The organism is Pseudomonas sp. M20 (assembly GCF_045037865.1).
Classification (GTDB): domain Bacteria; phylum Pseudomonadota; class Gammaproteobacteria; order Pseudomonadales; family Pseudomonadaceae; genus Aquipseudomonas.
The window spans coordinates 4028598-4054636 of sequence record NZ_CP173611.1 but is presented as its reverse complement, the minus strand read 5'-3'; the positions used below and the strand labels follow the sequence as shown (position 1 = coordinate 4054636).

At 60.8% G+C, this 26039-nt stretch carries 17 protein-coding genes; 7 read left to right on the top strand and 10 right to left on the bottom strand.

The window, feature by feature from the left end:
- Positions 1-22 precede the first annotated feature (22 nt).
- Both ACI514_RS17940 and ACI514_RS17935 read left to right on the top strand, forming a co-directional pair.
- The gene (locus tag ACI514_RS17940) at positions 23-421 is read left to right on the top strand and encodes a DUF2177 family protein (protein ID WP_405122127.1); all 399 of its coding nucleotides are present in this window, start codon (positions 23-25) and stop codon (positions 419-421) included.
- Positions 422-655: 234 nt separating this feature from the next.
- The gene (locus tag ACI514_RS17935; RefSeq protein ID WP_160056656.1) at positions 656-1588 is read left to right on the top strand and encodes a DMT family transporter; all 933 of its coding nucleotides are present in this window, start codon (positions 656-658) and stop codon (positions 1586-1588) included.
- On the opposite strand, the gene ACI514_RS17930 is transcribed toward ACI514_RS17935, so the two are convergent.
- Positions 1533-2714, bottom strand: coding sequence for an MFS transporter (locus ACI514_RS17930; RefSeq protein ID WP_405122126.1), 1182 nt, complete (start codon positions 2712-2714; stop codon positions 1533-1535). The genes ACI514_RS17935 and ACI514_RS17930 overlap by 56 nt on opposite strands.
- 104 nt (positions 2715-2818) lie before the next feature.
- Between ACI514_RS17930 and ptrR the strand changes: the two genes are divergently transcribed.
- Together ptrR and ACI514_RS17920 are read left to right on the top strand one after the other, a co-directional pair.
- Positions 2819-3712: a putrescine utilization regulator PtrR gene (gene ptrR, locus ACI514_RS17925; RefSeq protein ID WP_405122125.1), complete on the top strand. Its 894-nt coding sequence runs from the start codon at positions 2819-2821 to the stop codon at positions 3710-3712.
- Between the two features lie 142 nt (positions 3713-3854).
- Positions 3855-3983, top strand: coding sequence for a PA1414 family protein (locus ACI514_RS17920; RefSeq protein ID WP_007914492.1), 129 nt, complete (start codon positions 3855-3857; stop codon positions 3981-3983).
- A gap of 105 nt (positions 3984-4088) precedes the next feature.
- Here ACI514_RS17920 and ACI514_RS17915 read toward each other — a convergent pair whose 3' ends face one another.
- The 6 genes from ACI514_RS17915 to speB all read right to left on the bottom strand — a co-directional run bounded on the left by ACI514_RS17915 (position 4089) and on the right by speB (position 9666).
- On the bottom strand, positions 4089-4337 hold the full coding sequence (locus ACI514_RS17915) for a phosphopantetheine-containing protein (RefSeq protein ID WP_034153223.1): 249 nt from the start codon (positions 4335-4337) through the stop codon (positions 4089-4091).
- Positions 4338-4380: 43 nt separating this feature from the next.
- Positions 4381-5106 carry an MBL fold metallo-hydrolase gene (locus tag ACI514_RS17910; RefSeq protein WP_160056662.1) on the bottom strand — a complete coding sequence of 242 codons (726 nt, stop codon included), beginning with the start codon at positions 5104-5106 and terminating at the stop codon, positions 4381-4383.
- Between the two features lie 86 nt (positions 5107-5192).
- On the bottom strand, positions 5193-6572 hold the full coding sequence (locus tag ACI514_RS17905; RefSeq protein WP_405122124.1) for a sodium:solute symporter: 1380 nt from the start codon (positions 6570-6572) through the stop codon (positions 5193-5195).
- 151 nt (positions 6573-6723) lie between these two features.
- A complete protein-coding gene (locus ACI514_RS17900) occupies positions 6724-8226 on the bottom strand; it encodes a purine-cytosine permease family protein (protein ID WP_405122123.1) in 1503 nt (500 codons plus the stop codon).
- A 56-nt stretch (positions 8227-8282) separates the two neighbouring features.
- Positions 8283-8705: a nuclear transport factor 2 family protein gene (locus ACI514_RS17895; protein ID WP_160056668.1), complete on the bottom strand. Its 423-nt coding sequence runs from the start codon at positions 8703-8705 to the stop codon at positions 8283-8285.
- 10 nt (positions 8706-8715) lie between these two features.
- Positions 8716-9666, bottom strand: coding sequence for an agmatinase (speB, locus tag ACI514_RS17890; RefSeq protein ID WP_003222717.1), 951 nt, complete (start codon positions 9664-9666; stop codon positions 8716-8718).
- A 618-nt stretch (positions 9667-10284) separates the two neighbouring features.
- Between speB and ACI514_RS17885 the strand changes: the two genes are divergently transcribed.
- A complete protein-coding gene (locus ACI514_RS17885) occupies positions 10285-11178 on the top strand; it encodes a LysR family transcriptional regulator (protein WP_007914510.1) in 894 nt (297 codons plus the stop codon).
- A gap of 5 nt (positions 11179-11183) precedes the next feature.
- Positions 11184-11780, top strand: coding sequence for a tRNA-uridine aminocarboxypropyltransferase (locus ACI514_RS17880; protein WP_160056670.1), 597 nt, complete (start codon positions 11184-11186; stop codon positions 11778-11780).
- A 120-nt stretch (positions 11781-11900) separates the two neighbouring features.
- On the opposite strand, the gene ACI514_RS17875 is transcribed toward ACI514_RS17880, so the two are convergent.
- The 3 genes from ACI514_RS17875 to ACI514_RS17865 form a co-directional block, all read right to left on the bottom strand.
- Positions 11901-13262, bottom strand: coding sequence for an HlyD family type I secretion periplasmic adaptor subunit (locus ACI514_RS17875; protein ID WP_160056672.1), 1362 nt, complete (start codon positions 13260-13262; stop codon positions 11901-11903).
- 10 nt (positions 13263-13272) lie between these two features.
- A complete protein-coding gene (locus ACI514_RS17870; protein WP_160056674.1) occupies positions 13273-15432 on the bottom strand; it encodes a type I secretion system permease/ATPase in 2160 nt (719 codons plus the stop codon).
- Positions 15433-15517: 85 nt separating this feature from the next.
- Positions 15518-16876, bottom strand: coding sequence for a TolC family outer membrane protein (locus tag ACI514_RS17865; RefSeq protein ID WP_160056676.1), 1359 nt, complete (start codon positions 16874-16876; stop codon positions 15518-15520).
- A gap of 532 nt (positions 16877-17408) precedes the next feature.
- Between ACI514_RS17865 and ACI514_RS17860 the strand changes: the two genes are divergently transcribed.
- Positions 17409-26024, top strand: a complete 8616-nt coding sequence (locus tag ACI514_RS17860) for a retention module-containing protein (RefSeq protein WP_405122122.1) — start codon at positions 17409-17411, stop codon at positions 26022-26024.
- The last annotated feature ends 15 nt before the right edge of the window (positions 26025-26039 follow it).

Below are 26039 nucleotides of genomic sequence, written 5' to 3'. Positions count from 1 at the left end.
GGGCACACATGAGGTCGGGTCGATGAAAAAAGCGCTGATTGGCTATGTTGCAACGCTGCTGACGTTTCTGCTGCTCGACGGCATCTGGCTCGGCCTGCTGATGGCACCGACCTACCGCGAGCTACTCGGTCCGCTGATGCTCGAAAAACCGCTGCTGGTTCCGGCAGCGGTTTTTTATTGCCTGTATGTTTTTGGCTGCGTGATATTTGTGGTGCTGCCGGCCGTGACGTGGCAATGGGCGGCGAAGCGGGGCGCGTTGTTAGGGCTGATAGCTTACGGCACGTATGACCTGACCAATTGGGCGACGTTGCGCGGGTGGTCGGTGCAGGTGACGCTGATGGATTGGGCGTGGGGGACGCTTGCCACTGCTGTGGCTTGTAGCGTTGGGTTTTTGTTGGCGAGGCGGTTTGGCAAGGTCTGATCCGAAATGCAGGTAAGCCATGCGGGCCTCTTCGCGAGCAGGGAACGCAATCCAAAGTGGGAGCGAGCCTGCTCGCGAATGGCGGCGCAGCCGACAGCCATTCACCACTGCCGCCACTGAAGCACTAAATGTCTTTTCCAGACGCCTTTTTTCCGCCCGACTGATTGATAATCCCCAGCACTATTTTCTGACCATTGGATGGCCTGCCATGTTGTGTGTGTTCGAGGTGTTGCGGTGAGTGTCGAGCGGCGCAATGCCGACAGTTTTGCCTTGCAGGTGATGATCGGCCTCTGCCTGATCTGGGGCGTGCAGCAAGTGATGATCAAATGGGCGGCGCCGGACATCGCGCCTGTCATGCAAGCGGCCGCGCGCTCGGGGATCTCTGCGTTACTGGTGGGGTTGCTGATCTGCTGGAAGGGCGGCTGGGATCAGGTCGGTACGACCTGGCGCGGCGGCTTGCTGGCCGGTGCGCTGTTCGGTCTGGAATTCCTTTTCATCGCTGAAGGTCTGCAACTGACCACCGCTGCGCACATGTCGGTGTTCCTCTACACCGCGCCGATTTTCACCGCTTTGGGGGTGCATTTCCTGTTAGCCAGTGAGCGCCTGCGACCTTTGCAATGGCTGGGCATTCTCCTTGCGTTTATCGGCATCGCGATTGCCTTCGCCGGGGGCGTGTCGTGGGACAACCTCGACCGGCGCATGCTGCTGGGTGATGCTTTTGGCGTACTGGCTGGCGCCTGTTGGGGCGCGACCACGGTGGTGGTGCGCGCCTCGCGGCTGTCGGAAGCACCGGTGACGCTGACCTTGTTCTATCAGTTGATCGTCGGCTTCCTCGGCCTGCTGCTGATCGCGCTGTTCAGCGGCCAGATCACTCACGTCAGCCTGACCCCCGTGGCAGTCGCCAGCGTGCTGTTCCAGGGACTGGTGGTGTCGTTCTTCAGTTACCTGATCTGGTTCTGGCTGCTGCGTCGTTATCTGGCGGCCAACCTTGCGGTGTTTTCGTTTATGACGCCGCTGTTCGGCGTGACCTTTGGCGTGTTGCTGCTCGACGAACAGTTGACGGTTAACTTCGTAGTCGGCGCCGTACTGGTGCTGCTCGGCATCACTTTTGTCAGCGCCGAGCAGTGGCTGCGTCGGCGTTTGCGCAAAGCGCTGGGTCAGCGTTAGTCGATTGCATCGCCAGGCCGCCGGCAATCAGCAAGCCGCTGCCGGCGATGATCAGCGCCGGCTGCAGGCCACCGCTGAAATGGCTGCTCAGCGCTGCCAATAGAGGGCCGCTGAGTTGGCCGACGGCGAAGCAGGCGGTAAGCATCCCGGCATTGCGCTGGGTGGCGTGCGGCGCCAGTTCCCGCGAGCGTTGCATGACCAGTTGCATGCAGGCGAGGAATGGCGTGCCGCAGAGGATCACCCCCAGTGCTAGGCCGATGCCGCTGCCGAGCAGGCAGGCGAATACGCCGGCCGCTTGAAGCCACAGCGTCGCCATCAACCAGTGCCGGGTGGTGGCGGGATCGTGACGCCGCAGGCTCACCAGCAACACGCCAAGCGCCGCAGCCAGACCAAAGCAAGGCCAGAACAGATCCGCCTGCCATTCCCCGTGGAACTGCGCATTGGCCATTTGCGAGAGGAAGGTCGCCGGAATGATGTAGCCGACGCCGTAAAGCGCATAAATCAAGGCCAGCCGTCCGATGCCCCGATTTGATCGGCTGACTGGCGCCGTAACCACCGGTGCCGTTGCGACAGGCGTTGGCAGCAGTCGCCAGACCCCCAGCATCATCACCAGCGCAGCCGCTGCATAAATCAGCCACAACGTTGCGGACGTCTGATTCAGCAGATGTGAGACCAGCGCCAGCAACCCTGTCAGAAAAATCCCCAACCCCGGTCCGGCAAACACCAGTGCTCCCAATCTCGGACGACCTGCTGCTGCCGCCAACGGTTGACTCAACGAAGTGATCATCACCAGCACCCAGGCACTCGCCACCCCGGTGCCGAAGCGCAGCACCAAGTGCGACCAGAATCCATTGGCCCAGAACGACGCCAGCGTCAGCAGCACGCACAACCACAGTCCGCCATGCAGGCGCCGCTGAACCTGCTGCGGGCGATGGGCGAACATAGCATCCACCGCACCGAGCAAGTAGCCGAGGTAGTTGGCCGCCGCAATCAGACCGGCGGCCGTCAGGTCGATCTGCCCTTCGCTGAGCAGGTGTGGCATTTGCGGGGTGAGGGCGAAACGCCCGATGCCCATGGCCATCATCAGGGCAACGAAACAGGCGGATAAGCGAATCAAGGGCGACATGGTCGGAATTCCTTGGAAGGATCAATGACCGTCAGGCTAAGACTGATTGACTTTCTTTAAAATTGAATAATAGTGAGTAACTTGTTCTGTTCTGGAGAAAGGTTGTGGAGTTCAGCCAACTGCGGATTTTTCAGGCCGTGGCCGAAGAAGGGTCGATCACCCGCGCCGCCGAACGCCTGCACCGGGTGCCGTCGAACCTGTCGACGCGGCTTAAACAGCTTGAAGAGCAACTGGGTGTCGAGCTTTTCGTCCGTGAGCGTCAGCGTTTGCAGCTGTCGCCTGCGGGAAAAGTCCTGCTGGACTACACCGGCAAACTCTTCGCCCTGCGCGATCAGGCCAGTGCGGCGGTCATGGGCGGCAAACCGGCCGGCGACTTCGCTCTGGGCACCATGTACAGCACGGCGGCGATCCATTTGCCGGCGCTGCTGGCGCAGTATCACAAGCAGTATCCGGCGGTGAATCTGCAAGTGCAGTCGGCGCCCAGTGGGGAGTTACTGGAAGGTTTGCTCACCGGACGTCTGGATGCCGCGTTGGTCGATGGTCCGCTGGAACTGGCCGGGCTCGACGGCGTGCCGTTGTGCGAGGAGCGGTTGGTGCTGATCACGGAAATCGATCATCCGCCGGTACGCAGTGCCCGGGATGTCGAGGGGCGTTCAGTTTTCACTTTTAGGCGGGGTTGTTCCTACCGCATGCGTCTTGAAGCGTGGTTTTCACACTACCACGCGACGATGGGTCGGGCGATGGAGATCGAGTCCTATCAGGGCATGCTCGCCTGCGTGATTGCCGGAAGCGGTGTGGCATTGATGTCAGAGTCGATGCTCGCCAGTCTGCCGGGGCGCGATAGCGTCGCCGCGCACCCGTTGGCCGAGCCATTCGCGGGTGCGACAACATGGCTCATGTGGCGCAAGGGCATGCTCGGCGCCAACCTCAATGCCTGGATCGAGGTTCAGCAGGCCGTCTATCCTGCGGCTCAGATCGAAACCCGGGAAACAGCCTGAACCAATGGCGGCATATTCTGTTCAATTCAGTAACAGATCATTGCGGATTTGGCCGAGCATTACGTAGGACTTCGGACTATTATCAGTGCGAAGCGACCTCAGAATTCCGGCCGCTCAGCACCACCCTGAAGGGGGCATGACGATGAAAGAGAAAATTCAAAACTGGCTGCACGATTTGGGTGTTGCCCTCGGTTTGATCGAACCGCCTCTGCAACCTGTACCGATCCGCACCGATGACGAGCAGCGCCGCCGTCAACAACGGCGCCGGTAACGCCCCCGATCCGAGATCAAAGGATTCAAGATCAAGAGATCGCAGCCTTCGGCAACTCCTGCATAAAACAGTGTAGGAGCTGCCGCAGGCTGCGATCTTTTGCTTTCAGTGCCGCCCGATCTCGAGCAAAAACCGGCTCAAGTCATTCGCCGTCTTCGCGGTCTTGAGCATGCGGTCTTCCTCGGCGGTGAACGCCGTCAGCCCGAATTCATCTTCCAGATGAAAGATCAGATCCTCGATATCCGCTTTTTCCAAGCCCAATTGCACCAGGCTGGTGTTGTCGTTGAATTCGCGGGTTTCCAGCAGACGCCGGATATACCGGTGCACGGCGGCACGTACGGCAGCTCTTCTCATGGCAGATTTTTCTGATGGTTGTTGTGCTTGAGTGAAGCAGGCCTCAGGCGTGGCCGCGCAACCACTGGTCAATCATCGAGCGCAAATGCTCCCCGGAAAAACTGCCAAAGTGCCCGCCATGCACCGTGCGGATCGGCAACGCCTGCAAACGCCGCAGACTGGCGGCGTAATCCTCAAGATTGGAGTGGTAGGCGTCTTCGATCAGCGGCCCGTCGTAGATGATGTCGCCGCTGAACAGCGTCTCAGTCGCCGCCTCATACAGGCTGATGCCGCCCGGCGAATGCCCCGGTGTGTGCAGCACTTGCAGCGTGCGATTGCCCAGATCGAGCACATCGCCGTCCTCGACAAATCCGGTGGCCGGCGCGGCTTTGACCCGGTATTCGGCGTAGCACAACGGGCAGTCCGGATGCGCTTCAAACATGTCGTCGCCGACGAAGGCGCGGCTCAAATCGTTTTCGCCATCCGGCGCTGCAAGGATGTCCGCTTCGGCGCGATGCACCAGCCGTTCAGCAAATTCATGATGCCCGGCGATGTGGTCGAAGTGACAATGACTGGCCACCGCCACCAATGGCCGCTCGGTGATCCAGGGCAACTGCTCGCGCAGGCTCACCAGCCCCGAACCGCTGTCCAGCAACAGGTCTTTGTCGCGCCCCTGAATGTGCCACAGGTTGCAGCGGTAGAACGGTCGAATATACGGCTCGTGAATCAGCCGAATGCCATCGCTCAAACTCTGCACTTCAAACCAATGATCACGCGATACGATCTTCATCAGCCATTTTCTCCAGACGTAAAAAAACGGGTGTGGCAACCGACGCCACACCCGTCGAAGAAAGCATCAAGTTGTTACATCAGAGCTTAGATCGCACTCGCCACCGTCGCCGGGCGAGGGGAGAGCAGGCTGACCACCACAAAACTCACCAGACCCACGGCCAGGCTGTAGTAGATCGGCGTGTTCGCGTCCAGACCGTCCTTGAACATGAACAGCAGTGCGGTGGCGAAACCCAGGCCCATGCTGGCGATGGCGCCGGCAGTGGTCGCGCGTTTCCAGAAGATCGCACCCATCAGCGGGATCAGCATGCCGCCCACCAACAGGTTGTAAGCGAGAGTCAGCGCACTGATCACATCGTTCACCACCAGCGCGATACCCAGCACGACGATGCCGGTGAGCAGGGTGAACAGGCGGTTGATGCCCAGGCTCGACTGTTTGCCGCCACGCAGTTTCGGCAGCAGGTCTTCAGTCAACGTGGTCGCCGCAGCGAGCAGGCCGGCGCTGGCAGTGGACATCATCGCGGCGAGTGCCGCAGCGATCACCAGACCACGGATGCCGTCCGGAAGCGACAGTTTGACGATGGCGGCGAAGGCGTTGTTGACGTTGTCCAGATCCGGGATCAGCACATGCGCAGCCATGCCGATCAGCGCGCAGGCCAGGCCGTAGACGATGCAGTAGATGCCGGCGATGCTGCCGGCGTATTGCGCGACTTTCGCGGTTTTGACGGTGAACACCCGTTGCCAGATGTCCTGACCGATCAGGATGCCGAAGAAGTAGATCATGAAGTAAGTGATGATCGTGTCCCAGCCGATGGTGGTGAAGCTGAAGGCAGTCGCCGGCAGTTTCAGCACCAGTTCGTCCCAACCGCCCACGCGGTACAGGCAGATCGGCAACAGGATGAACATCAGGCCCACGGTCTTGATGATGAACTGGACGATGTCGGTAAGGGTCAGCGACCACATGCCGCCGATCGCCGAGTAGATCACCACGACGCCACCACCGACGAGTACCGAAACCCAGAATGGCAGGTCAAACAGTACTTGCAGGACGGTGCCAATCGCCAGGATCGAGGTCACGCCGATCATCAGTGCGTAGGCCAGCATGATTGCCGCGCTCGCCGAACGGGCCATCGGGTTGTAGCGTTTTTCCAGGACCTGGGTAACGGTGTAGATCTTCAGTTTCAGCAGTGGTTTGGCGAGGAACAGGTTCAGCGCGACGATGCCGCAACCCAGTGCCGCGCACAGCCAGAAACCGGAAATGCCATGCACGTAGCCCAGACGCACGGTGCCGACGGTGGACGCGCCACCGAGTACGGTCGCGGCCATGGTGCCCATGTACAGGCTGGGGCCCAGGTTTCGACCGGCAACGAGAAAGTCCTCGTTGGTCTTGGCCTTGCGCATGCCGAAGTAGCCGAGCAAGAGCATGCCGGCGGCGTAGATGAGGACGACGAATAAATCCAAAGCCATGATGGCGTGTCTCCGATTGTCTTTTTTATGTTGAGGCCAAAATCATTTTCCTTGTAGAAGTGAGCCTGCTCGCGATAGCGGTCTGTCAGTCACATCTTTATTGGATGTGCTGAAGTCATCGCGAGCAGGCTCACTCCTACAGGGATCGGCGTCAGGCGGCCTGGCGCAGTTCAGGTTTTCCCACGATTTGGCTGCGGGCATCCTTCGGGCCGAACACTTCGCGCGGTTCCGGGAACAGGCTCAGCAGCGTCAGATACACCACCGAAGCCAGGCCCAGGGTCACCGGCAAACTGATGTCGATGCCGCCGGCCATTTCACCCAGCGGGCCGACGAATTGCCCCGGCAAGTTCACGAAGCACAGGCCAACCGCCGCGCTCGGGACCCAGGCGCCCAGACCACGCCAGTTCCAGCCGTGGCTGAACCAGTAGCGTCCGCCCTGTTCGCCGCGCGTGAACACTTGCAGGTCATCCGGGCAGTAGAAGCCGCGACGCACCAACAGGCCGATGATCATGATCACCATCCATGGCGTGGTGCAGGTGATGATCAGCACGGCGAAGGTCGACACGCTCTGCACCAGGTTCGCCGCAAAGCGCCCGATGAAGATGAAGGCAATCGACAGCACGCCGATCAGCAGCGTCGCCTTGACCCGCGACAGCACGCGCGGAAACACGCTGGACATGTCCAGCCCGGTGCCATACAGCGAGGTGGTGCCGGTGGACATGCCGCCGATCACCGCAATCAGGCACACCGGCAGGAAGAACCAGCTCGGCGACACCGCCAGCAAACCGCCCACATAGTTGTTCGCCGCGATGTAGTCCGGCGCCTTGATCGCGACGATGGTCGCTGTGGTCAGGCCGAACAGGAACGGGATGAACGTGGCGATCTGCGACAGCACCACCGCCGCCATGATCCGTTGCTTGGAAGTTTCACGCGGGATGTAGCGCGACCAGTCGCCGAGGAACGCGCCGAAGGAAATCGGGTTGCTCATCGCCACCAGCGCGGCACCGATGAACGCCGCCCAGAAGCCCGGCTGGCCGAAGCTGACGGTGCCGGCGTAATGCGCGTCGAAAGGACCGGCGAAGGCGAAGATGCCCAGCAGGAATAACAGGCTGGCGCTCCACACCGCGATCTTGTTCACCCACAGCAAAAAGCGGAAGCCGTAGATGCACACGGTCAGCACCAGAATCGCGAACAGACCGTAGGCCAGGCCCAGGGTCAGGTCGGTTTCCGGCAGACCGATCAGGCGTTTTGCACCGCCGATCAGCGCATCCCCCGAACTCCACACCGAGAGCGAGAAAAACGCGATAGCGGTCAACAGCGACAGGAACGAACCGACGATCCGCCCGTGCACGCCGAAGTGCGCACCGGACGACACGGCATTGTTGGTGCCGTTGAGCGGACCGAACAGGCCCATCGGTGCGAGGATCAGCGAGCCGAGCAGTACGCCCAGCACAATCGCCCAGACGCCGGCCTGAAAAGACAGGCCGAACAGCACCGGGAAACTGCCGAGCACGGCGGTGGCAAAGGTATTCGAACCGCCGAAGATCATCCGGAACAAATCCGTCGGGCCTGCGCTGCGTTCGTGGTCCGGGATCTGTTCGACCCCGTGGGTTTCAATCTGCGTAAGGCTTTGGTCGTTGTTGTTGTTATTCATGATCTGCTCCGATCATAAAGGCGCGCCTCATCGTGCGTGAGGCGTCACCTGTTTGGCTAAGGGGATGGCAGCCCTTCCGGCATTGCGGACAAATGTTCGTGGCAGGCCAGCCAATGGCCTTGTTGTTCTAGACTCGACGCTTGTTTCCTGAAAACAATCGTCTCGCGCTCCTGGCTGAAGTGTTGCTCCCCTTGCATGCGCAGCTCGGTGGCCACGTCATGGATGAAAATCGCCACGTCACCCTGCAGGCTGACGAAGGCGTTGCTCGAGGTGCACGCAAGCACCTCGAAGCCATCCTCGGCGCGCCAGCTGTCCCACAAGGCCTGATAGGCATCGCGCGACAGCAATGGCTGTTCGAGGGTGTAGAAAACGAAACTTGCATCGGCGCTGAAGGCGCCGAAATAAGCCTCGCGATCATTACGGGCGAAGGCGGACACCAGATCGGCGGCCGCTTGCAAAACCTGATCACGTTCGTTCATGACCCGATCCTCAGCGATGGACCACGCCAGGCAGTACGCAGAGCATTTCGTACAGCAGGTTGGCGGCCAGCAGCGAGGTGTTGCCGGTGGTGTCATAAGCGGGCGAGACTTCTACCAGATCGCAACCGATCAGGTCGAGGCCTTGGCAGCCACGGACGATTTCAATCGCCTGAATGGTCGTCAGACCACCGATTTCCGGGGTGCCGGTGCCCGGTGCCCAGGCCGGGTCGATGCCGTCGATGTCGAAGCTCAGATACACCGGACCACCGCCGACTTTCTCGCGCACTTCGGCCATCAGCGGCGCCAGCGACTTGTGCCAGCACTCTTCAGCCTGAACCACGCGGAAACCCTGATCGCGGCTCCAGTTGAAGTCATCAGCGGTGTAACCCTGAGCGCGCAGACCGATCTGTACGACGCGGTCGCAGTCCAGCAGACCTTCTTCGACGGCGCGACGGAAGGTGGTGCCGTGGGCGATCTTCTCGCCAAACATGTGATCGTTTACGTCAGCGTGGGCATCGATGTGCACCAGACCGACCTTGCCGTGCTTCTTGTGAATCGCCCGCAGGATCGGCAGGGTGATGGTGTGGTCACCACCCAGGGTCATCGGGATCACGTTGTGCTCGAGGATGTTGTCGTAGGCTTCTTCGATGATGCGCACGGCGTCGAGCAGATTGAAGGTGTTGATCGCCACGTCACCGATGTCGGCGACCGACAGCGAGTCGAACGGCGCAGCGCCGGTAGCCATGTTGTACGGGCGGATCATGACTGATTCGGTGCGGATGTCGCGTGGCCCGAAGCGGGTACCGGGGCGCAGGGAAGTACCGATGTCCAGTGGCACGCCAACAAAGGCAGCGTCCAGGCCGGCAGCGGTCGGTACATGGGGGAGTCGGAGCATGGTGGCGATGCCGCCGAAGCGCGGCATTTCGTTGCCGCCCAGTGGTTGGTGAAGAATCTTGTCCACGGGTAAGGCCTCATCGTCTTTGTTTTATTTATGTCGGCGCGCCGTTGAGCACAGGTTCGGGCGCCGCTGTGGGGCCGATGATGCGAAATGTAGTGAGGGGAAAGAATCGCTACGGGCAAAAACTTAGTTCAGATTTTTCTAAACTAATGGGCGAGGGGCGATTAGACTTTGTCGGGTTCGGGTCGTGTGATCGACAGGGAATCGTTGCCCTCACCCCAGCCCTCTCCCAGAGGTAGAGGGGGCCGACCGAGTTGTTGGCGGAATCTGCATCGACCTGAAAAATCAAGTCGAACTCAGGATTTGAAAGCCATAGAGATCAGCCCCCTCTCCCTCACGCCCAGAGGTAGAGGGGGCCGATCGAGTTGTTGGCGGAATCTGCATCGACCTGAAAAATCAAGTCGAACTCAGGATTTGAAAGCCATAGAGATCAGCCCCCTCTCCCTCACGCCCAGAGGTAGAGGGGGCCGACCGAGTTGTTGGCGGAATCTGCATCGACCTGGAAAATCGAGTCGAACTCAGGATTTGAAAGCCATGGAGATCAGCTCCCTCTCCCTCGGGGAGAGGGCTGGGGTGAGGGGCTTTTCCCACAGACACACAGTTGCAAAGCCCGGAGCAGACATGGCCAACGCTTTACCCGACCTGAAACTGTTGCGCATCTTCGTCAGCGTCGTGCGTCATCAGGGTTTCGCCAACGCCCAACAGGAACTCAACCTGTCGACCTCGGCGATCAGCACCTACATGAGCCAGCTCGAAGCCGCGCTCGGCCTGGTGCTGTGTCATCGCGGGCGCGGCGGGTTCAGCCTGACCAGCAAGGGCGAGCTGTTCCATCAGGAAACCCTGCGCCTGCTCGCCGAGCTCGAAGGTTTCGAGCAATACGCCGCCGCGCTCAAGGGCGAACTGCGTGGCACGCTCAACCTCGGCGTGATCGACTCCACCGTCAGTGACAAGGCCTTGCCGTTCGCCGAAGCCATCGGCGCCTACAGCCAGGAACACCCGGCGGTGCATTTGCATCTGTCGGTGATGAGCCCGTACGAACTGCAACTCGGCGTGCAGGACAACCGTCTCGATCTGGCCATCGGTGCGTTTTCCACGCGCATGAGCGGTCTGATCTACATGCCGCTGTACCGCGAGCAGCATTGGCTGTACTGCAGCAGCCGCCATCCGTTGTTCAACGAGCGGCGCATTCCCGAGCAAGTCATCACCCAGCAACGCATGGTCGGACGTGGTTACTGGAGTCAGGCCGAACTGGCGCGACACGGCTTCAAACACAGCGCGGCGACGGTGGAAAGTATGGAGGCGCAGCTGATTCTGGTGCTGTCCGGCGCCTACATTGGTTACTTGCCAGAACACTACGCTCAGGCCTGGGCCGACAAGGGTGACCTGCGCGTGCTGCTGCCGGCGACCTTCGGTTATCAGGCGCCGTTTTCGATGATCATGCGTCGCGGCCGTAGCCGCGAACCGCTGATCCAGACCTTCCGTGATCTGCTCAAAGCACAGCTCAATCAGGCTTAAGACCGATGTCCAGAATTCAATGCCCGCGCTGCCTGCGCCCCCAAACCCATTGCCTGTGCCCGTTGATCCCGAGCCTCGACAGCCGCACGCGGGTATTGCTGTTGCAGCATCCGAGCGAGGTCAATCATGCGTTGAATACTGCGCGGTTGGCGGCTCTGGGGTTGAGCAATGCCGAGTTGATTGTTGGCGAAGTGTTCGAGGATTTGCCGGCGCTGCTGAACCGTCCGGGCTATCGGGCGCGGTTGTTGTTTCCCGCTGATGATGCGCAGCCGATGCAGGCTTACGGCGAGTCCGATGAACCCCTGTTGCTGGTCGTTCCGGATGGCACGTGGCGCAAGGCGCGCAAGATGTTGCACCTCAATCCGCTGCTGGCGGCGTTGCCACGGGTGACGCTGGCCGAAGGTGGGGTGTCGCGCTATCGCTTGCGCAAGGCACCGGGGCCGGGGGCGTTGTCGACCATCGAGGCTATTGTGCAGGCGTTGCAGACGCTGGAAGCACCGACGTCATTCGAGCCGTTGCTCAAGCCGTTCGAGGCCTTGATCGAGGGGCAGATTGCGGCGATGGGGGAGGAGACGTTTCAGCGTAATCATGGCGATAGATAAGTTTTGTTTGGACTGGCGCCATCGCGAGCAGGCTCACTCCTACAGGGGAATGCATTCCAAAGGTAGGAGTGAGCCTGCTCGCGATAGCAATTGTTCAGTCAACACAGGTTATGGCGAAATTTACCGTTCGCGCATCGCCTCGGTCCGCGCTTTCAGTACCGGTTTGAGCAGGTAATCCAGAACACTTTTCTCCCCGGTAATAATGTCCACCGTCGCCACCATCCCCGGAATAATCAGCAGCGGTTTCACATCCCCGCCCAAGTGGTTTTTATCGGTACGCACCTGAATCAGATAGAAGCTGTTGCCCTTGTCATCGGTGATCGTGTCGGCACCGATCAACTCAAGCTTGGCGCTCAGCCCACCGTAAATCGTGTAGTCGTAGGCACTGAACTTGACCATGGCTTTCTGGCCCGGATGCAGGAACGCGACGTCCTGCGGCCGCACTTTGGCCTCGATCAACAGGTTGTCTTCCAGCGGTACGATTTCAACCATGTCGCTGCCCGGTTGAACCACGCCGCCGATGGTGTTGACCTTCAATTGCTTGATCACCCCATGCACCGGTGAGGTCACCGTTGTGCGGGTGACGCGGTCGTCAATGGCGATGCTGGTGGCGGTGATTTTCGACAGGTCGGTGCGTTTCTCATTCAGCTCTTTGGCAGCTTCGGAGCGGAAGGTTTGTTCCGACTCGTCGATCTTGCTGCGGATCTCGGCAATTGCCGATTCGGCGCGGGGGATAGCCAGCGTTGTCGCGTTCAATGAGCCGCGGATTTCTACGGCGCTGCGTTTGAGTCGGAGGATTTCCACCGGTGATACCGCACCGGTTTTCACCAGCGGCTCGGACATGTTCATTTCTTGCTGCAGCAACGCCAGACTTGAGCTGAACTGACCCTGCTTGGAGCGAAACTCGGCGAGTTCCTGAGTCTTCTGCCGCAGTTGTTCGCTGAGCGTGCGCTGCTCGCTGGCCAGCCGGCGCTGACGTTGTTCGTACAGCGAGCGCTCGTCTTCGGCGACTTGCGGGGCTTTGGCGATGACTTCATCGGAGAGCTTGAACGGCCGGCCCTCGGCCTCCGCCGACAGCCGTTCGACCTGCGCGGTCAACGCATAGCGATCGGCCTCGCTCTCGCCCTTGTTCGAGCGAAAGCGTGTGTCATCCAGACGCAGTAAGGTGTCGCCCTTGTTCACCATCTGCCCTTCACGAAAGAAAATCTCGGTGACGATGCCGCCCTCAAGGTTCTGGATCACCTGAATCTTGCTCGAAGGAATCGCCTTGCCTTCGCCCATGGTCACTTCTTCGAGCACAGCGAACTTGGCCCAGACCACCGCGCTGATCAGCAGCGCCGCCGCCAGCCACACGGTGATCCGCGACCAGCGCGGCGAATCCTGCAAGGATGCGCCGGCGGTTTCCGGCATGAACTCGGCTTCGGCGCTTTTGCCGAAACTGTCGAAGTAGCCGCGATCTTTGCTATCGGTGGAAGCAGACATGGGGCAACTCCTAGACTGCCGCCGAGCCGACACGGCCCTTGCGCAGTGCATCGATGACCGCTTCTTTCGGACCGTCGGCGACGACCCGGCCGTTGTCCAGCACCAGCAAGCGGTCCACCAGACTCAGCATTGAAGTGCGGTGGGTGACCAGCAGCAGTGTCTTGCCTTGCACCCAGCCGTGCAGCTTCTGCCGCAGTTGGTCTTCGCTGCTGTTGTCCATGGCACTGGTGGGTTCGTCGAGCAGCATGATCGGTGGATCGAGCAACAAGGATCGCGCCAGCAACACGGCCTGACGTTGGCCGCCGGAGAGCAATTGCCCGCGCTCGCCCACCGGACGATCGAAGCCTTGCGGGTGCTGGCGAGCGAGTTCGGTAACGCCGGTCAGTTCGGCCACTTCGAGCATGCGTGAATCGCTGATGTAGCGTGCGCCAAGGGTGAGGTTGTCGCGCAAACTGCCGGCCAGCAGCGGCAGATCGTGGGCGACGTAACCGATCTGTTGGCGCAGGTCGGCGACGTCGAGTTGGCGCAGGTCGAGGCCGTCGAGCAATAGCTGGCCTTCCTCGGGTTCATAAAAGCCCATGACCAATCGCGCTAACGTGCTTTTGCCCGACCCGCTGCGACCGATGATGCCGACCCGCTCACCGGGTTTCAGGCTGAAGCTGACATTGCTCAGCGCCGGCGCATTCTGGCCGTTGTAATGAAAGGTCACGCCGCTGACGTCCAGCGCGCCTTGCAGTTGCGTGCGTTCCAGCGGCCGTTGTTTGCCGTCGCGTTCCTGCGGCAGAGCCATCAGCGCATCGGTGCTTTTCATGGTCAGTTGCGCTTGCTGATAGCGGGTGATCAGCCCGGCAATCTGCCCCAGCGGCGCGAGCACGCGGCTGCCGAGCATATAACTGGCGACCAGCGCACCGACGCTGAGGTTGCCGGCGATGATGCTGTAAACCCCGGCGACAATCGTCGCCATACCCGAGAACTGCTGAATGAACAGGGTGCCGTTGGTGGCCAGCGCCGAGAGATTGCGTGCGTGGCTGTCGAGGCGGGTGAGGGCGCCGTGAGTGCTTTCCCATTTGTGCTGGCGCTCGCTTTCGGCGCTGCAGGCCTTGAGGGTTTCCAGGCCGCCGAGGGTTTCGATCAACACCGCCTGGCGTTCGGCACCGAGGCTCAGGCTCTTTTGCACGGTGTCACGCAGGCGCACCTGAATGATCATTGCGAAGATGATGGTGATCGGAAACGCCAGCAGCGGAATCACCACCAGCCAGCCGCCGAGCAGGCCGATCACCACCAGCATCAGCACCACGAAGGGCAGGTCGATCAGGCTGGTCAACGTCACCGCCGTGAGAAATTCACGCAGGCCCTGAAAGTCATGAATGCTCTGCGCGAAACCGCCGATGGTCGCCGGCCGTGCCTTCATCGACATACCGGTGATGCGCTCGAACAAAGTCGCGGAAAGGATCACATCGGTTTTCTTGCCGGCGGTGTCGAGCAGGTGCGCGCGCACCACCCGCAGCACCAATTCAAATCCGGTGCCGATCAGCAAACCGATCGACAACACCCACAGGGTCGAGGTGGCCTGATTCGGCACCACGCGGTCGTAGGTCTGCATGACGAACAGCGGCACCATCAGGCCTAACAGGTTGATCAGGAAACTGGCGAGAATCGCATCGCTATACAACCATTTCGACAGCTTCAGGGTGTCGCGAAACCACGCATGCACCCGTGGCACCAGCGGTGATCGCAGGTCTTCGAGTTCATGGCGCGGACGGGCGAACAAGGCCTGGCCGCTGTAGTGTTCAGTGAGTTCGTCGCGGCTGATCCATTGCTCGCCGCCATCGGCTTCGCTGGGCAGGATCAGTGCTTTGCCGTCGTCGCCGAAGCGCCGTAAAACAGCAGTGCGACCATCGTTGAGCAGCAGCAGAATCGGCAGGTTGAGTGGCGAGATGTCTTTCAGCTCACGGCGCAGAATACGCGCCTGCAACCCGGCCCGGGCCGCTGCGCGCGGCAGCAGGTCGAGGCTCAGGCGTTGTTTGTTCAGCGGCAGCCCGGCGCTCAGGCTGGCGCGACTGACCGTCGCGCCATGCAGTTTGCAGAGGATCAACAGACCGTCGAGTAACGGATCATCGAAGCTCAGCCGCGGATCGATCCCGGTGTGGCCGGGTTCCATGCTGGTCATATTGATCGCTCCCCTGTTACCGCTTCATTGATCGTTCCCACGCGGAGCGTGTGAACGATCAGGGCAAAGCTAACTCCTGCGTTGGTTACTTCAGCTCGGGCAGGCGCGCTTCGTTTTTCACTTCGGTCGCAGCGATCGCATCGGCTGGCAGCACCACCCGCTGTTTGCTCAGCAACTGGCCCATGTTTGCCAGCACGCGGTACATCGAATATTCCTCGGTGTAGCGGATTTCGGTGTAGCGACGGTTGGCGTTGTAGAGCTCGTTTTCACTGTCGAGCAAGTCGAGCAGGGTGCGTTGGCCGAGGCCGAACTGATCCTGATACGCGGCGCGTACGCGTTTGGTGGTTTCGGCATATTCGCGGGCGGTCGGGGTTTGTTTCTTCGCGTTGACCATAGCGTTCCAGGCCAGACGAATGTTCTCGTTGAGCTGACGCAGGGCGTTATTACGGATGTCCATCGCCTGGTTGATCTGGTGCGCATCGGAGGCCAGGCGCGCCTTGTCGCTGCCGCCTCGGAACAGGTTGTAGTTCATCACCACACCCACGCGCCATTCGTTGTCGTGGCCTTCATCGCCCTGCACGTTGTTGTTCGCGCCGACGGCCGCTTCCGCGTCGAAGCGTGGATAGAACGGCGACTTGGCGACTTCGTACTGGCTCTCGGCCGATTGCACGTCAGCCTGGGCGGACTTCAGGTACGGGTTGTTGTCGACCATGCTCTGCTGGGCTTCACGCAATTCGGTTGGCAGTTCGCCGCGGGTCGAGGCCGGGGTTTCCAGCTCATCGGGCATGCGCCCGACCACGCTGTAGAAGTTGGCTTCGGCGTCAGACAGATCGACTTCAGCAGTGTCGAGGTTGTTCTGCGCCAGCGCTTTACGGGCGACCGATTGATCGGAGTCGGCGGTGCTGCCAACACCGCGTTCGGTGCGCAAACCGATCTGATCGTTGACGCGCAAGTGTGCCTGCAAGTTGTTGCGGGCAAGGGTCACCAGTTCGCGACGCTTGAGCACTTCGAGGTAGACCTCGATGGTGCGCAAGGCCAGATCCTGGGCGGTGCCTTGCGCGTAGTAAGCGCGCGAATTGGACACGCCTTTGGTGCGCTCGACTTCGTTGGCGGTATTGAAGCCATCGAACAGCATCTGCCGCAGGCGCAGCTCGGACTGCGTGTAATTGAGAATTTCGGTGTGGTGATTACCGAAGGCCCGGGTGTTGGTGTTGTCGCTGTAGCCACGGCCATACGCGGCGTTCAAATCGACGGACGGATAGAAGCCGCCCTTGGCGACTTTGACTTGTTCATCAGCCGACAGGCGAGCGTCCACCCGCGAGGCCAGTTCCGGGTGAGTGGCGATGGTGCTTTGAATGGCTTCGGTGAGGTTCATGGCCTGGGCTTGGGAAGTGCAAGCCATGGCCAGCAAAACCGCGCTGCAGAGGGGGGTTAGAACGCGCATGGGTGCATCTCCCTGAGTCCTGATGGTGTGTTACTGTCGCCAAATATTTGACGATATTTTTAGGTGTAAGCGTTTCACTCTTGTAACAACAGAGCTAAGAACATCCTGAAGCGTAGCTAAGAAAAAATTTTCATAAGGCTTATGCCGAAAAAAACTTATGCGCTTTGTAAAAACCGGCACATTGTTCAGCATGAAAGCCTTTGTTTTATGCGCTTTAGGGAGCGCAGGAAGGCTTGAGGAAAGTTCCACTCACTTTGCGACATACGGCGAAGTACTGCTGAAGGGGAGGGACGCGTAGCGGTTGATGAGCGACAGATTTTTGTCACTCGGGTGATTCACCACCGTTACGTAGCGTTAGTGGGCGTATTGCTTTGATCAGGATGCGGAAGTGCTTGATAGCACTGATGTTTCCGAGTAAAGCCGCCTGCGAAACGAACTGTTGAAGGTGCGCGCGTTGCCTCCAACAACCCGATTGAGCCATGGGCTGCTTCGCTTACCAGTGCCGACGGTGGTCGGCAGCGGAGGATTTCACATGGCAACGCTCATCGGTACAGTCACTAAAGTCATTGGCCAGGTTTTCGCCCAGTCAGCCGACGGCACTAAGCGCGCACTGGTTGAGGGGGATCACCTGTTTGCCGGCGATCAACTGATCACCGGCGCAGAAGGCGCCGTCGCCGTTCATCTGCAAAATGGCCAGGAACTGACCCTCGGACGCGGCAGCAGCATGACCATGACCGGTGAACTGCTGGCGGGTCAGGCGGCGCATGTAAATGCCGCTGAGGCAGTGACCCCGAGCGACGCGCAATTGACCGACGTTGAGCAGATCCAGAAAGCCATCGCCGCCGGTGATGACCCAACTAAAAATGCTGAAGCTACTGCCGCCGGCCCGAATGCACCCGGTGGTGCGCCGGGTGAGTTGGGTGGTGGGCATAGTTTCGTCTTGCTGACGGAGGTCGGTGGCCGGGTCGACCCGATCATCGGTTTCCCCACCGCCGGGTTCGGCGGTATTCCCGAATTCCCTGAAGAACGCCACAACGCGGTGATCGACAACGGTGATGACACCCCGGCTGTCGTGGTGCCGCCACCGGTCAACAATCCGGTGACCCTCACAGGCCTGAACGTGGCTGGTGGCGAACTCAATCTCAATGAAGCCAATCTGCCTGCCGGCTCGGCGGCCAATCCTGGCGCACTCACGCAAAGCGGCAGCTTTACCGTGTCGGCGCCGGACGGTCTGACCAGCCTGAGCATCGGTGGCATCAACGTCATCGTTGGTGGCGTGCCGATCGGCTTTCCGCAATCGATCACCTCGCAACTGGGCAACACACTGACCATCACCGGTTACAACCCGGCGACTGGCGTTGTCAGCTACAGCTACACCCTCAACGGCAACGAAAGCCACGCGGCCGGTGACGGCGCGAACAATCTCAGCGAACAGTTCACGGTGATTGCCGGCGACAGCAATGGCGACACCGCGACCGGCACGCTCGACGTCAACATCACCGACGATGTGCCAAAAGCCTTTGATGACAACAATGGCACGGCGTCTGAAACGCAGCTGACACTCACTGGCAACGTGTTGACCAATGACGTGCAAGGTTCTGATCGCGTGCCAACCGGCCCGGTCACTGCCGGTACTTTTACCGGTACTTACGGCACCTTGGTGCTGAATGCCAACGGCACATACACCTACACGCTGAACACCAACGACGCCGACTTCAAAAATCTGCACGGTGGCGGTAACGGCACGGAAACCTTCGCCTACACCATCACCGATTCGGACGGTGATACCAGCACGGCGAATCTGGTGCTGCAGATCCACAACAACGACGATCCAGTGGTCATCAATGGCCTGAACGTCGAAGGCGGCGAGCTGACGGTCTACGAGAAAAACCTCAGCGACGGCAGCACACCGGATGCTACCGCGCTGACCCAGAGCGGCACGTTCACCATCACTGCACTCGATGGTGTAACGACGCTCACCGTCGGTGGCATCGCCGTCGTCACCAACGGCGTGGCCGCAGGATTCCCGCAATCAATCACCACACCCTTGGGCAGCACACTGACCATCACCGGTTTCAACGCTACCACCGGCGTGGTCAGCTACAGCTACACCCTGGTCGACAATGAAGCGCATCCAACCGCCAACGGTGCGAACAATCTGCCTGAGCAATTCGCCGTCACCGTGGTCGATGACAACGGCAGCACTGCCAACGGCACGCTCGACGTGAACATCACCGACGACGTGCCGAAAGCCTTTGATGACAGCAATGGCACGGCGTCTGAAACGCAACTGACACTGACCGGCAACGTGCTGACCAACGATGTGCAGGGCGCCGACCGCGTGGTGACCAACGAAAGTGCCGGGCCGATCACCGCCGGTACATTCACCGGGACTTACGGCACCCTGGTGCTCAACGCCAATGGCACGTACACCTACACGCTGAACACCAACGACGCCGACTTCAAAAACCTCCATGGAGGCGGCAACGGCACGGAAACTTTCGCCTACACCATCACCGATTCAGACGGCGATACCAGCACTGCCAACCTCGTGCTGCAGATCCACAACAACGACGATCCGGTGATCGTCAACGGCCTCGACGTGAATGGCGGCGAACTCACCGTCTACGAGAAAAATCTCCCTGAAGGCAGCGCGCCGGATTCCACCGCGCTGACTCAGAGCGGCACGTTTACCATCACCGCACTCGATGGCGTGACGACCCTGACTGTCGGCGGCATCGCCGTCGTCACCAACGGTGTAGCAGCAGGTTTTCCACAATCGGTCACCACGCCATTGGGCAGCACACTGACCATCACCGGTTTCAATGCCACCACCGGCGTCGTCAGCTACAGCTACACCCTGGTCGACAACGAAGCGCATCCAACCGCCAACGGCGCGAACAATCTGCCCGAGCAGTTCGCCGTCACCGTGGTCGATGATAACGGTACCACCGCTAACGGCACGCTCGACGTGAACATCGTCGACGACCTGCCCAAAGCTGTGGATGACAGCAACACCGGCACCGCATCGGAAACCCTGCTGACCCTGACCGGTAATGTCCTGACCAATGATGTGCAAGGCGCTGATCGCGTACCGAGCGGACCGGTAACCCCGGGCACTTTCACCGGGACTTACGGCACCTTGGTCCTGAACGCCAACGGCACCTACACCTACACGCTAAACACCAACGACGCCGACTTCAAAAACCTGCACGGCGGCGGCAACGGCACGGAAACCTTCGCCTACACGATCACCGATTCCGACGGCGATACCAGCACCGCCAACCTCGTCCTGCAGATCCACAACAACGACGATCCGGTGATCATCAACGGCCTCGACGTGAATGGCGGCGAGCTCACCGTCTACGAGAAAAATCTCACTGACGGCAGCGCGCCGGATTCCACCGCGCTGACCCAAAGCGGCACCTTCACCATCACCGCACTGGATGGTGTCACCACGCTGACTGTCGGCGGCATCGCCGTGGTCACCAACGGTGTAGCCGCAGGTTTCCCGCAATCGGTCACCACGCCATTGGGCAGCACACTGACCATCACCGGTTTCAACGCCGCCACCGGCGTGGTCAGTTACAGCTACACCCTGGTCGACAACGAAGCGCATCCAAATGCCAATGGCACGAATAACCTGCCTGAGCAGTTCGCCGTCACCGTGGTCGATGACAACGGCACCACCGCCAACGCGACCCTCGATGTGAACATCGTCGACGACCTGCCAAAAGCCGTGAACGATTCCAACACCGGCACCGCATCGGAAACCTTGCTGACCCTGACCGGTAATGTCCTGACCAATGACGTGCAAGGCGCCGATCGCGTACCGAGCGGACCGGTAACCCCGGGCACATTCACCGGCACTTACGGCACCTTGGTCCTCAACGCCAACGGCACCTACACCTACACGCTGAACACCAACGACGCTGACTTCAAAAACCTCCACGGCGGTGGCAACGGCACGGAAAACTTCGCCTACACCATCACCGATTCGGACGGTGATACCAGCACCGCCAACCTGGTGCTGAACATTCACAACAACGACGATCAGGTCTACCTCAATGGCCTTGACGTCAACGGCGGCGAGCTGACGGTCTACGAGAAAAACCTCAGTGACGGCACCAGCCCCAACGCCCCGGCGCTGACCCAAAGCGGCACCTTCACGGTCACCGCCCTCGACGGCCTGCAAACCCTGACCGTAGGCGGTATTAGCGTGGTGACCGGTGGCGTGGCCGCAGGCTTCCCGCAATCGATCGTCACGCCGCTCGGCAGCACGTTGACCATCACCGGTTACAACCCAGTCACCGGCGTGGTCAGTTACAGCTACACCCTGGTCGACAACGAAACTCACCCGAACGCCAACGGCGCCAACAGCATCACCGAGAACTTCAATGTCGTTGCCAGCGACACCGATGGCAGCACGGCCAGCGGCCAGATCAACGTCAACATCGTCGATGATTTGCCCAGCGCCCACCCTGACGCCGCATCGGTGGCGGAGGGCGGCACGGTCAGCGGCAACGTGCTGAACAACGACATCGGCGGCGCCGATGGCCCGGCCGTGACCGGTGCCGTGGTCGGCGTGCGCGCCGGCTCCGATACCTCGACCTCGGCCATCGGCGGCCTCAACAGCAACATCAATGGCACCTACGGCTACCTGACCCTGGACGCCAACGGCAACGCCGTCTACCACAGCAATCCCAACGTCGTGAACGGCCCGGGCGCAGTGGATGTGTTCACCTACACCGTGCGCGATTCCGACGGTGATGAAAGCACCACCACCATCACCATCGATGTCGCCAACAGCAAGCTGTGCGCGACCAGCGACACCGACGTCACGGTCTTCGAGAAAGCCCTCGACCTGACCAAGGACGGCGCGGATCTGGCCGCTGGTACGGTCACCGGCAGTGACCCGACCAGCACCGGCGAAACCGCGTCCGGCACCTTGGTCGGCTCGGTCACCGGTGCGGTCGGCGCCATCAGTTACGCGCTGGTCGGCAGCGCCACCGGCAACTACGGGCAGATCGTCCTCAACCCCAACGGCACATATACCTACACGCTGACCTCGCCGGCGAGCACCACGCCACATGCCGACAATGGCGCCAACACCCTGACCGAAACCTTCTCCTATCAGGCCACCGATTCACTGGGCAACATCGTCACCAGCACCATTGTTGTCAGCATCGTCGATGACGTGCCGAAAGCCGTGAACGACAGCAACGCCAACACGGCCTCGGAAACGCAACTGACCCTGACCGGCAATGTGCTGAGCAATGATGTACAAGGCGCCGACGTGGTCGCGACCGGACCGAATGCCGGGCCGATCACCGCCGGCACGTTCACTGGTACTTACGGCACGCTGGTGCTGAATGCCAACGGCACTTACACCTACACGCTGAACCCCAACGATGCCGACTTCAAAAACCTGCACGGCGGCGGTAACGGCACCGAGACGTTCACCTACACCCTGACCGATGCCGACGGCGATACCAGCACCGCCAATCTGGTGCTGAACATCCACAACAATGACGATCCGGTGGTGCTCAACGGCCTCGACGTCAATGGCGGCGAACTCACCGTCTACGAGAAAAACCTCGTTGATGGCACCAGTCCCAACAACCCGGCGCTGACCCAAAGCGGCACCTTTACCGTCACCGCGCTCGATGGCTTGCAAACCCTTACTGTGGGCGGCATCACCGTGGTCACCAACGGTGTCGCCGCAGGCTTCCCACAGTCGGTCGTCTCGCCGCTGGGCAGCACCTTCACCGTCACCGGTTACAACCCGGCGACCGGTGTCGTCAGTTACAGCTACACCTTGGTCGACAACGAAACCCACCCGAACGCCAACGGTGCCAACAGCCTCACCGAGAACTTCAACGTGGTGGCGACCGACACCGATGGCAGCACTGCCAATGGTCAGATCAACGTCAACATCATCGATGATCTGCCGACCGCCAAACCCGACACCGGTTCGGTGGCCGAGGGCGGAACGGTCAATGTCAGTGTGCTCGGCAATGACATCAGCGGTGCCGATGGCGCCGCCACTGTGGTCGGCGTGCGCGCCGGCAGCAACACCGGCACTTCGGCCATCGGCGGCCTCAATAGCAACATCAATGGCAACTTCGGTTACCTGACCCTCGACGCGGCGGGCAACGCTGTCTATCACAGCAACCCGAACTCGGTGAGCCCACCGGGCGCCACCGACACTTTCACCTATACGATCCGCGACAGCGACGGTGATGAAAGCACCACGACCATCACCATCAACGTCGCCGACAGCAAACTGGTGGCCTCGGTCGATCAGGACGTGACGGTCTATGAAAAAGCCCTCGACCTGAGCAAGGACGGCGCGGATCTGGCCCCCGGTACGGTCACCGGCAGCGACCCGAGCAACACCGGTGAAACCGCGACCGGCACGCTGGTTGGTGCGGTCACTGGCGGCACTGGCGCGATCACCTACACCCTGGTCGGCAGCGCCACGGGCACCTACGGGCAGATCCAGCTCAATGCCGACGGCACCTACACTTACACGCTGACTTCGGCGCCGAAAACCTCGCCGAGCGCCAACGACGGGGCGAACACCCTCAGCGAAAGCTTCACCTACAAAGCCACTGATGCACTGGGCAACAGCACCACCAGCACCCTTGTGGTGAACATCGTCGATGACGTACCAAAAGCGCTGCCCTCCGATCGCTCGGTGGCGGCAGTGGAGATCGATTCCAACCTGCTTATCGTGCTCGACATCTCCGGCAGTATGGCCGACGCCTCCGGTGTGCCGGGTCTGTCGCGGCTGGCGCTGGCCAAGCAGGCAATCAGCGCCTTGCTCGACAAGTACGACGACCTCGGGGATGTCAAAGTCCAGCTCGTCACGTTCAGCAGCAACGCCACTGACCGAACCTCGGTGTGGGTCGATGTGGCGACCGCCAAGACGATTCTCGCCGGCCTGACGGCGGGTGGCGGCACCAACTACGACGCCGCGGTGGCGGTGATGCAAACCGCCTTCAACACCTCGGGCAAACTCACCGGGGCGCAGAACGTCGGTTACTTCTTCTCGGACGGCAAACCCAACGAAGGCGACATCAACGCCGCTGATGAAGCCGCGCTGAAAAACTTCCTCGATGCCAACAACATCAAGAACTACGCGATCGGCCTCGGCAGCGGCGTGAGCAACGCCAACCTCGACCCGCTGGCGTATGACGGCATCAGCCACACCAACACCAACGCGGTGGTGGTCACCGATCTCAATCAACTCAACTCGGTGCTGTCCGGCACCGTACAGGGTGCGCCGGTCACCGGTTCGTTGCTGGGCGAGGGCGGCACCTTTGGCGCCGATGGCGGTTTCATCAAGTCCATCGTGGTTGACGGCACCACTTACACCTACGATCCGAAAGCCCTCAGCGGCCAAGGCTCGTTGACCCCAAGTGGCGGCATCAATCACGGCACCTTCAACACCGCCAACAACACGCTGAGCATCGCCACCAATAATGGCGGCACACTGCTGATCAACCTCGACAGCGGCGACTACACCTACACCTCGCAGAAAACCACGGCGGTGGTCATCACCGAAAACATCGGCTTCACCGTCAGCGACAATGACGGCGATCTCGCCAGCTCGACGCTGACCGTGAAAGTGATCCCTAATGCGCCGCCCGTGGCGGTCGATGACCACGTCATCACCAACGTGCTGTCGGGCAATATCGTCGTGCCGGGCGAGCTGTTGCTGGCCAATGACACCGACCCCAACGGCGATACGCTCAACGCCACGCCGACCAGTTTCAACACCGGCTGGATCTCGAAAGCGGCGGATTTCACCGGCACCGGTGCGATCAACTTCACCGGCACCAACGTCAACACCGCCGCCAACCAGAACCTGGCCAACGTGCGTAATTCGTTCAGTGCCAACGCCGCGACAATGACTGCCGTGCTGGTGGTCAGTGGCTATCTCGGTGCGGTGACCAACAGCAACGCCAACGATGAAGACCGCATCACCGTCAACCTGCGCCAGGGCGAAACACTCAACCTCGATCACAACCTGGCGGCCGGTCACGTCAGCATGGAGTACTCGATCAACGGTGGCGCCTACACAACCCTGGCTGACGGGCAAACCCTCACCGCGACGTCGGACGGGGTCTACCAGATCCACATCACCAACATCACCAATCCCAGCGGCGGCGGTAACCCCAACGCGGCGGAAAACTATCAACTGACCATGACCCTCAACTACGCCGGGGCGCATGACATCACCCCGGACTTCCACGGCACTTACACCGCCAACGACAACCATGGCGGCAGCGACACCGCCAACGTGTCCATCAGCTATCAGGACGGCCACACCCTCACCGGTACCTCGGGGGATGACGTGCTGGTGGCCGGCACCGGCGACAACATCATCAACGCTGGCGATGGCAATGATGTGCTCAGCGCAGGTTCAGGCAACAACGAACTGCACGGCGGCGCCGGCAACGACTTGCTCTACAGCGGCCCGGGCAACGATCTGCTCGACGGCGGCACTGGCAGCGACACCGCCAGCTATGCCCACGCCACCGCCGGGGTGACGGTCAACCTCGGCCTGCTCGGTGCGCAAAACACGATCGGCGCGGGGACGGACACCCTGACCGGCATCGAAAACCTCGTCGGCTCGAACTTCAACGACACCCTGACCGGCGATAACAATAACAACGTGATCAACGGCGGTCTGGGCAACGACATCCTCAACGGAGGCGGCGGTGATGACCTGCTGATTGGCGGCATGGGCAACAACACCATGACCGGTGGCGCAGGGGCCGACACCTTCCAGTGGCTCAAAGGCAACAGCGGTCATGACCTGATCACCGACTTCACCCCCGGCACCGACAAACTCGACTTGTCGCAACTGCTGCAGGGTGAAAACGGCACCACCGCTTCGCTGGACGACTACCTGCACTTCACCGTCAGTGGCAGCGGCGCCTCGGTGCTCACCAGCATCGACGTCAGCGCCATGGCCGGTGCCACACCGAACCAGACCATTGACCTGGCCGGCGTCAACCTCGCCAGCCATTACGGCGTGACGCCGGGGGCGGGCGGGGTGGTTGCCGGGGGGCATGACACGGCAACGATCATCAGCGGGATGTTGAATGATCATTCGTTGAAGGTGGACACGGTGTAAGCGACGCCGGAAACG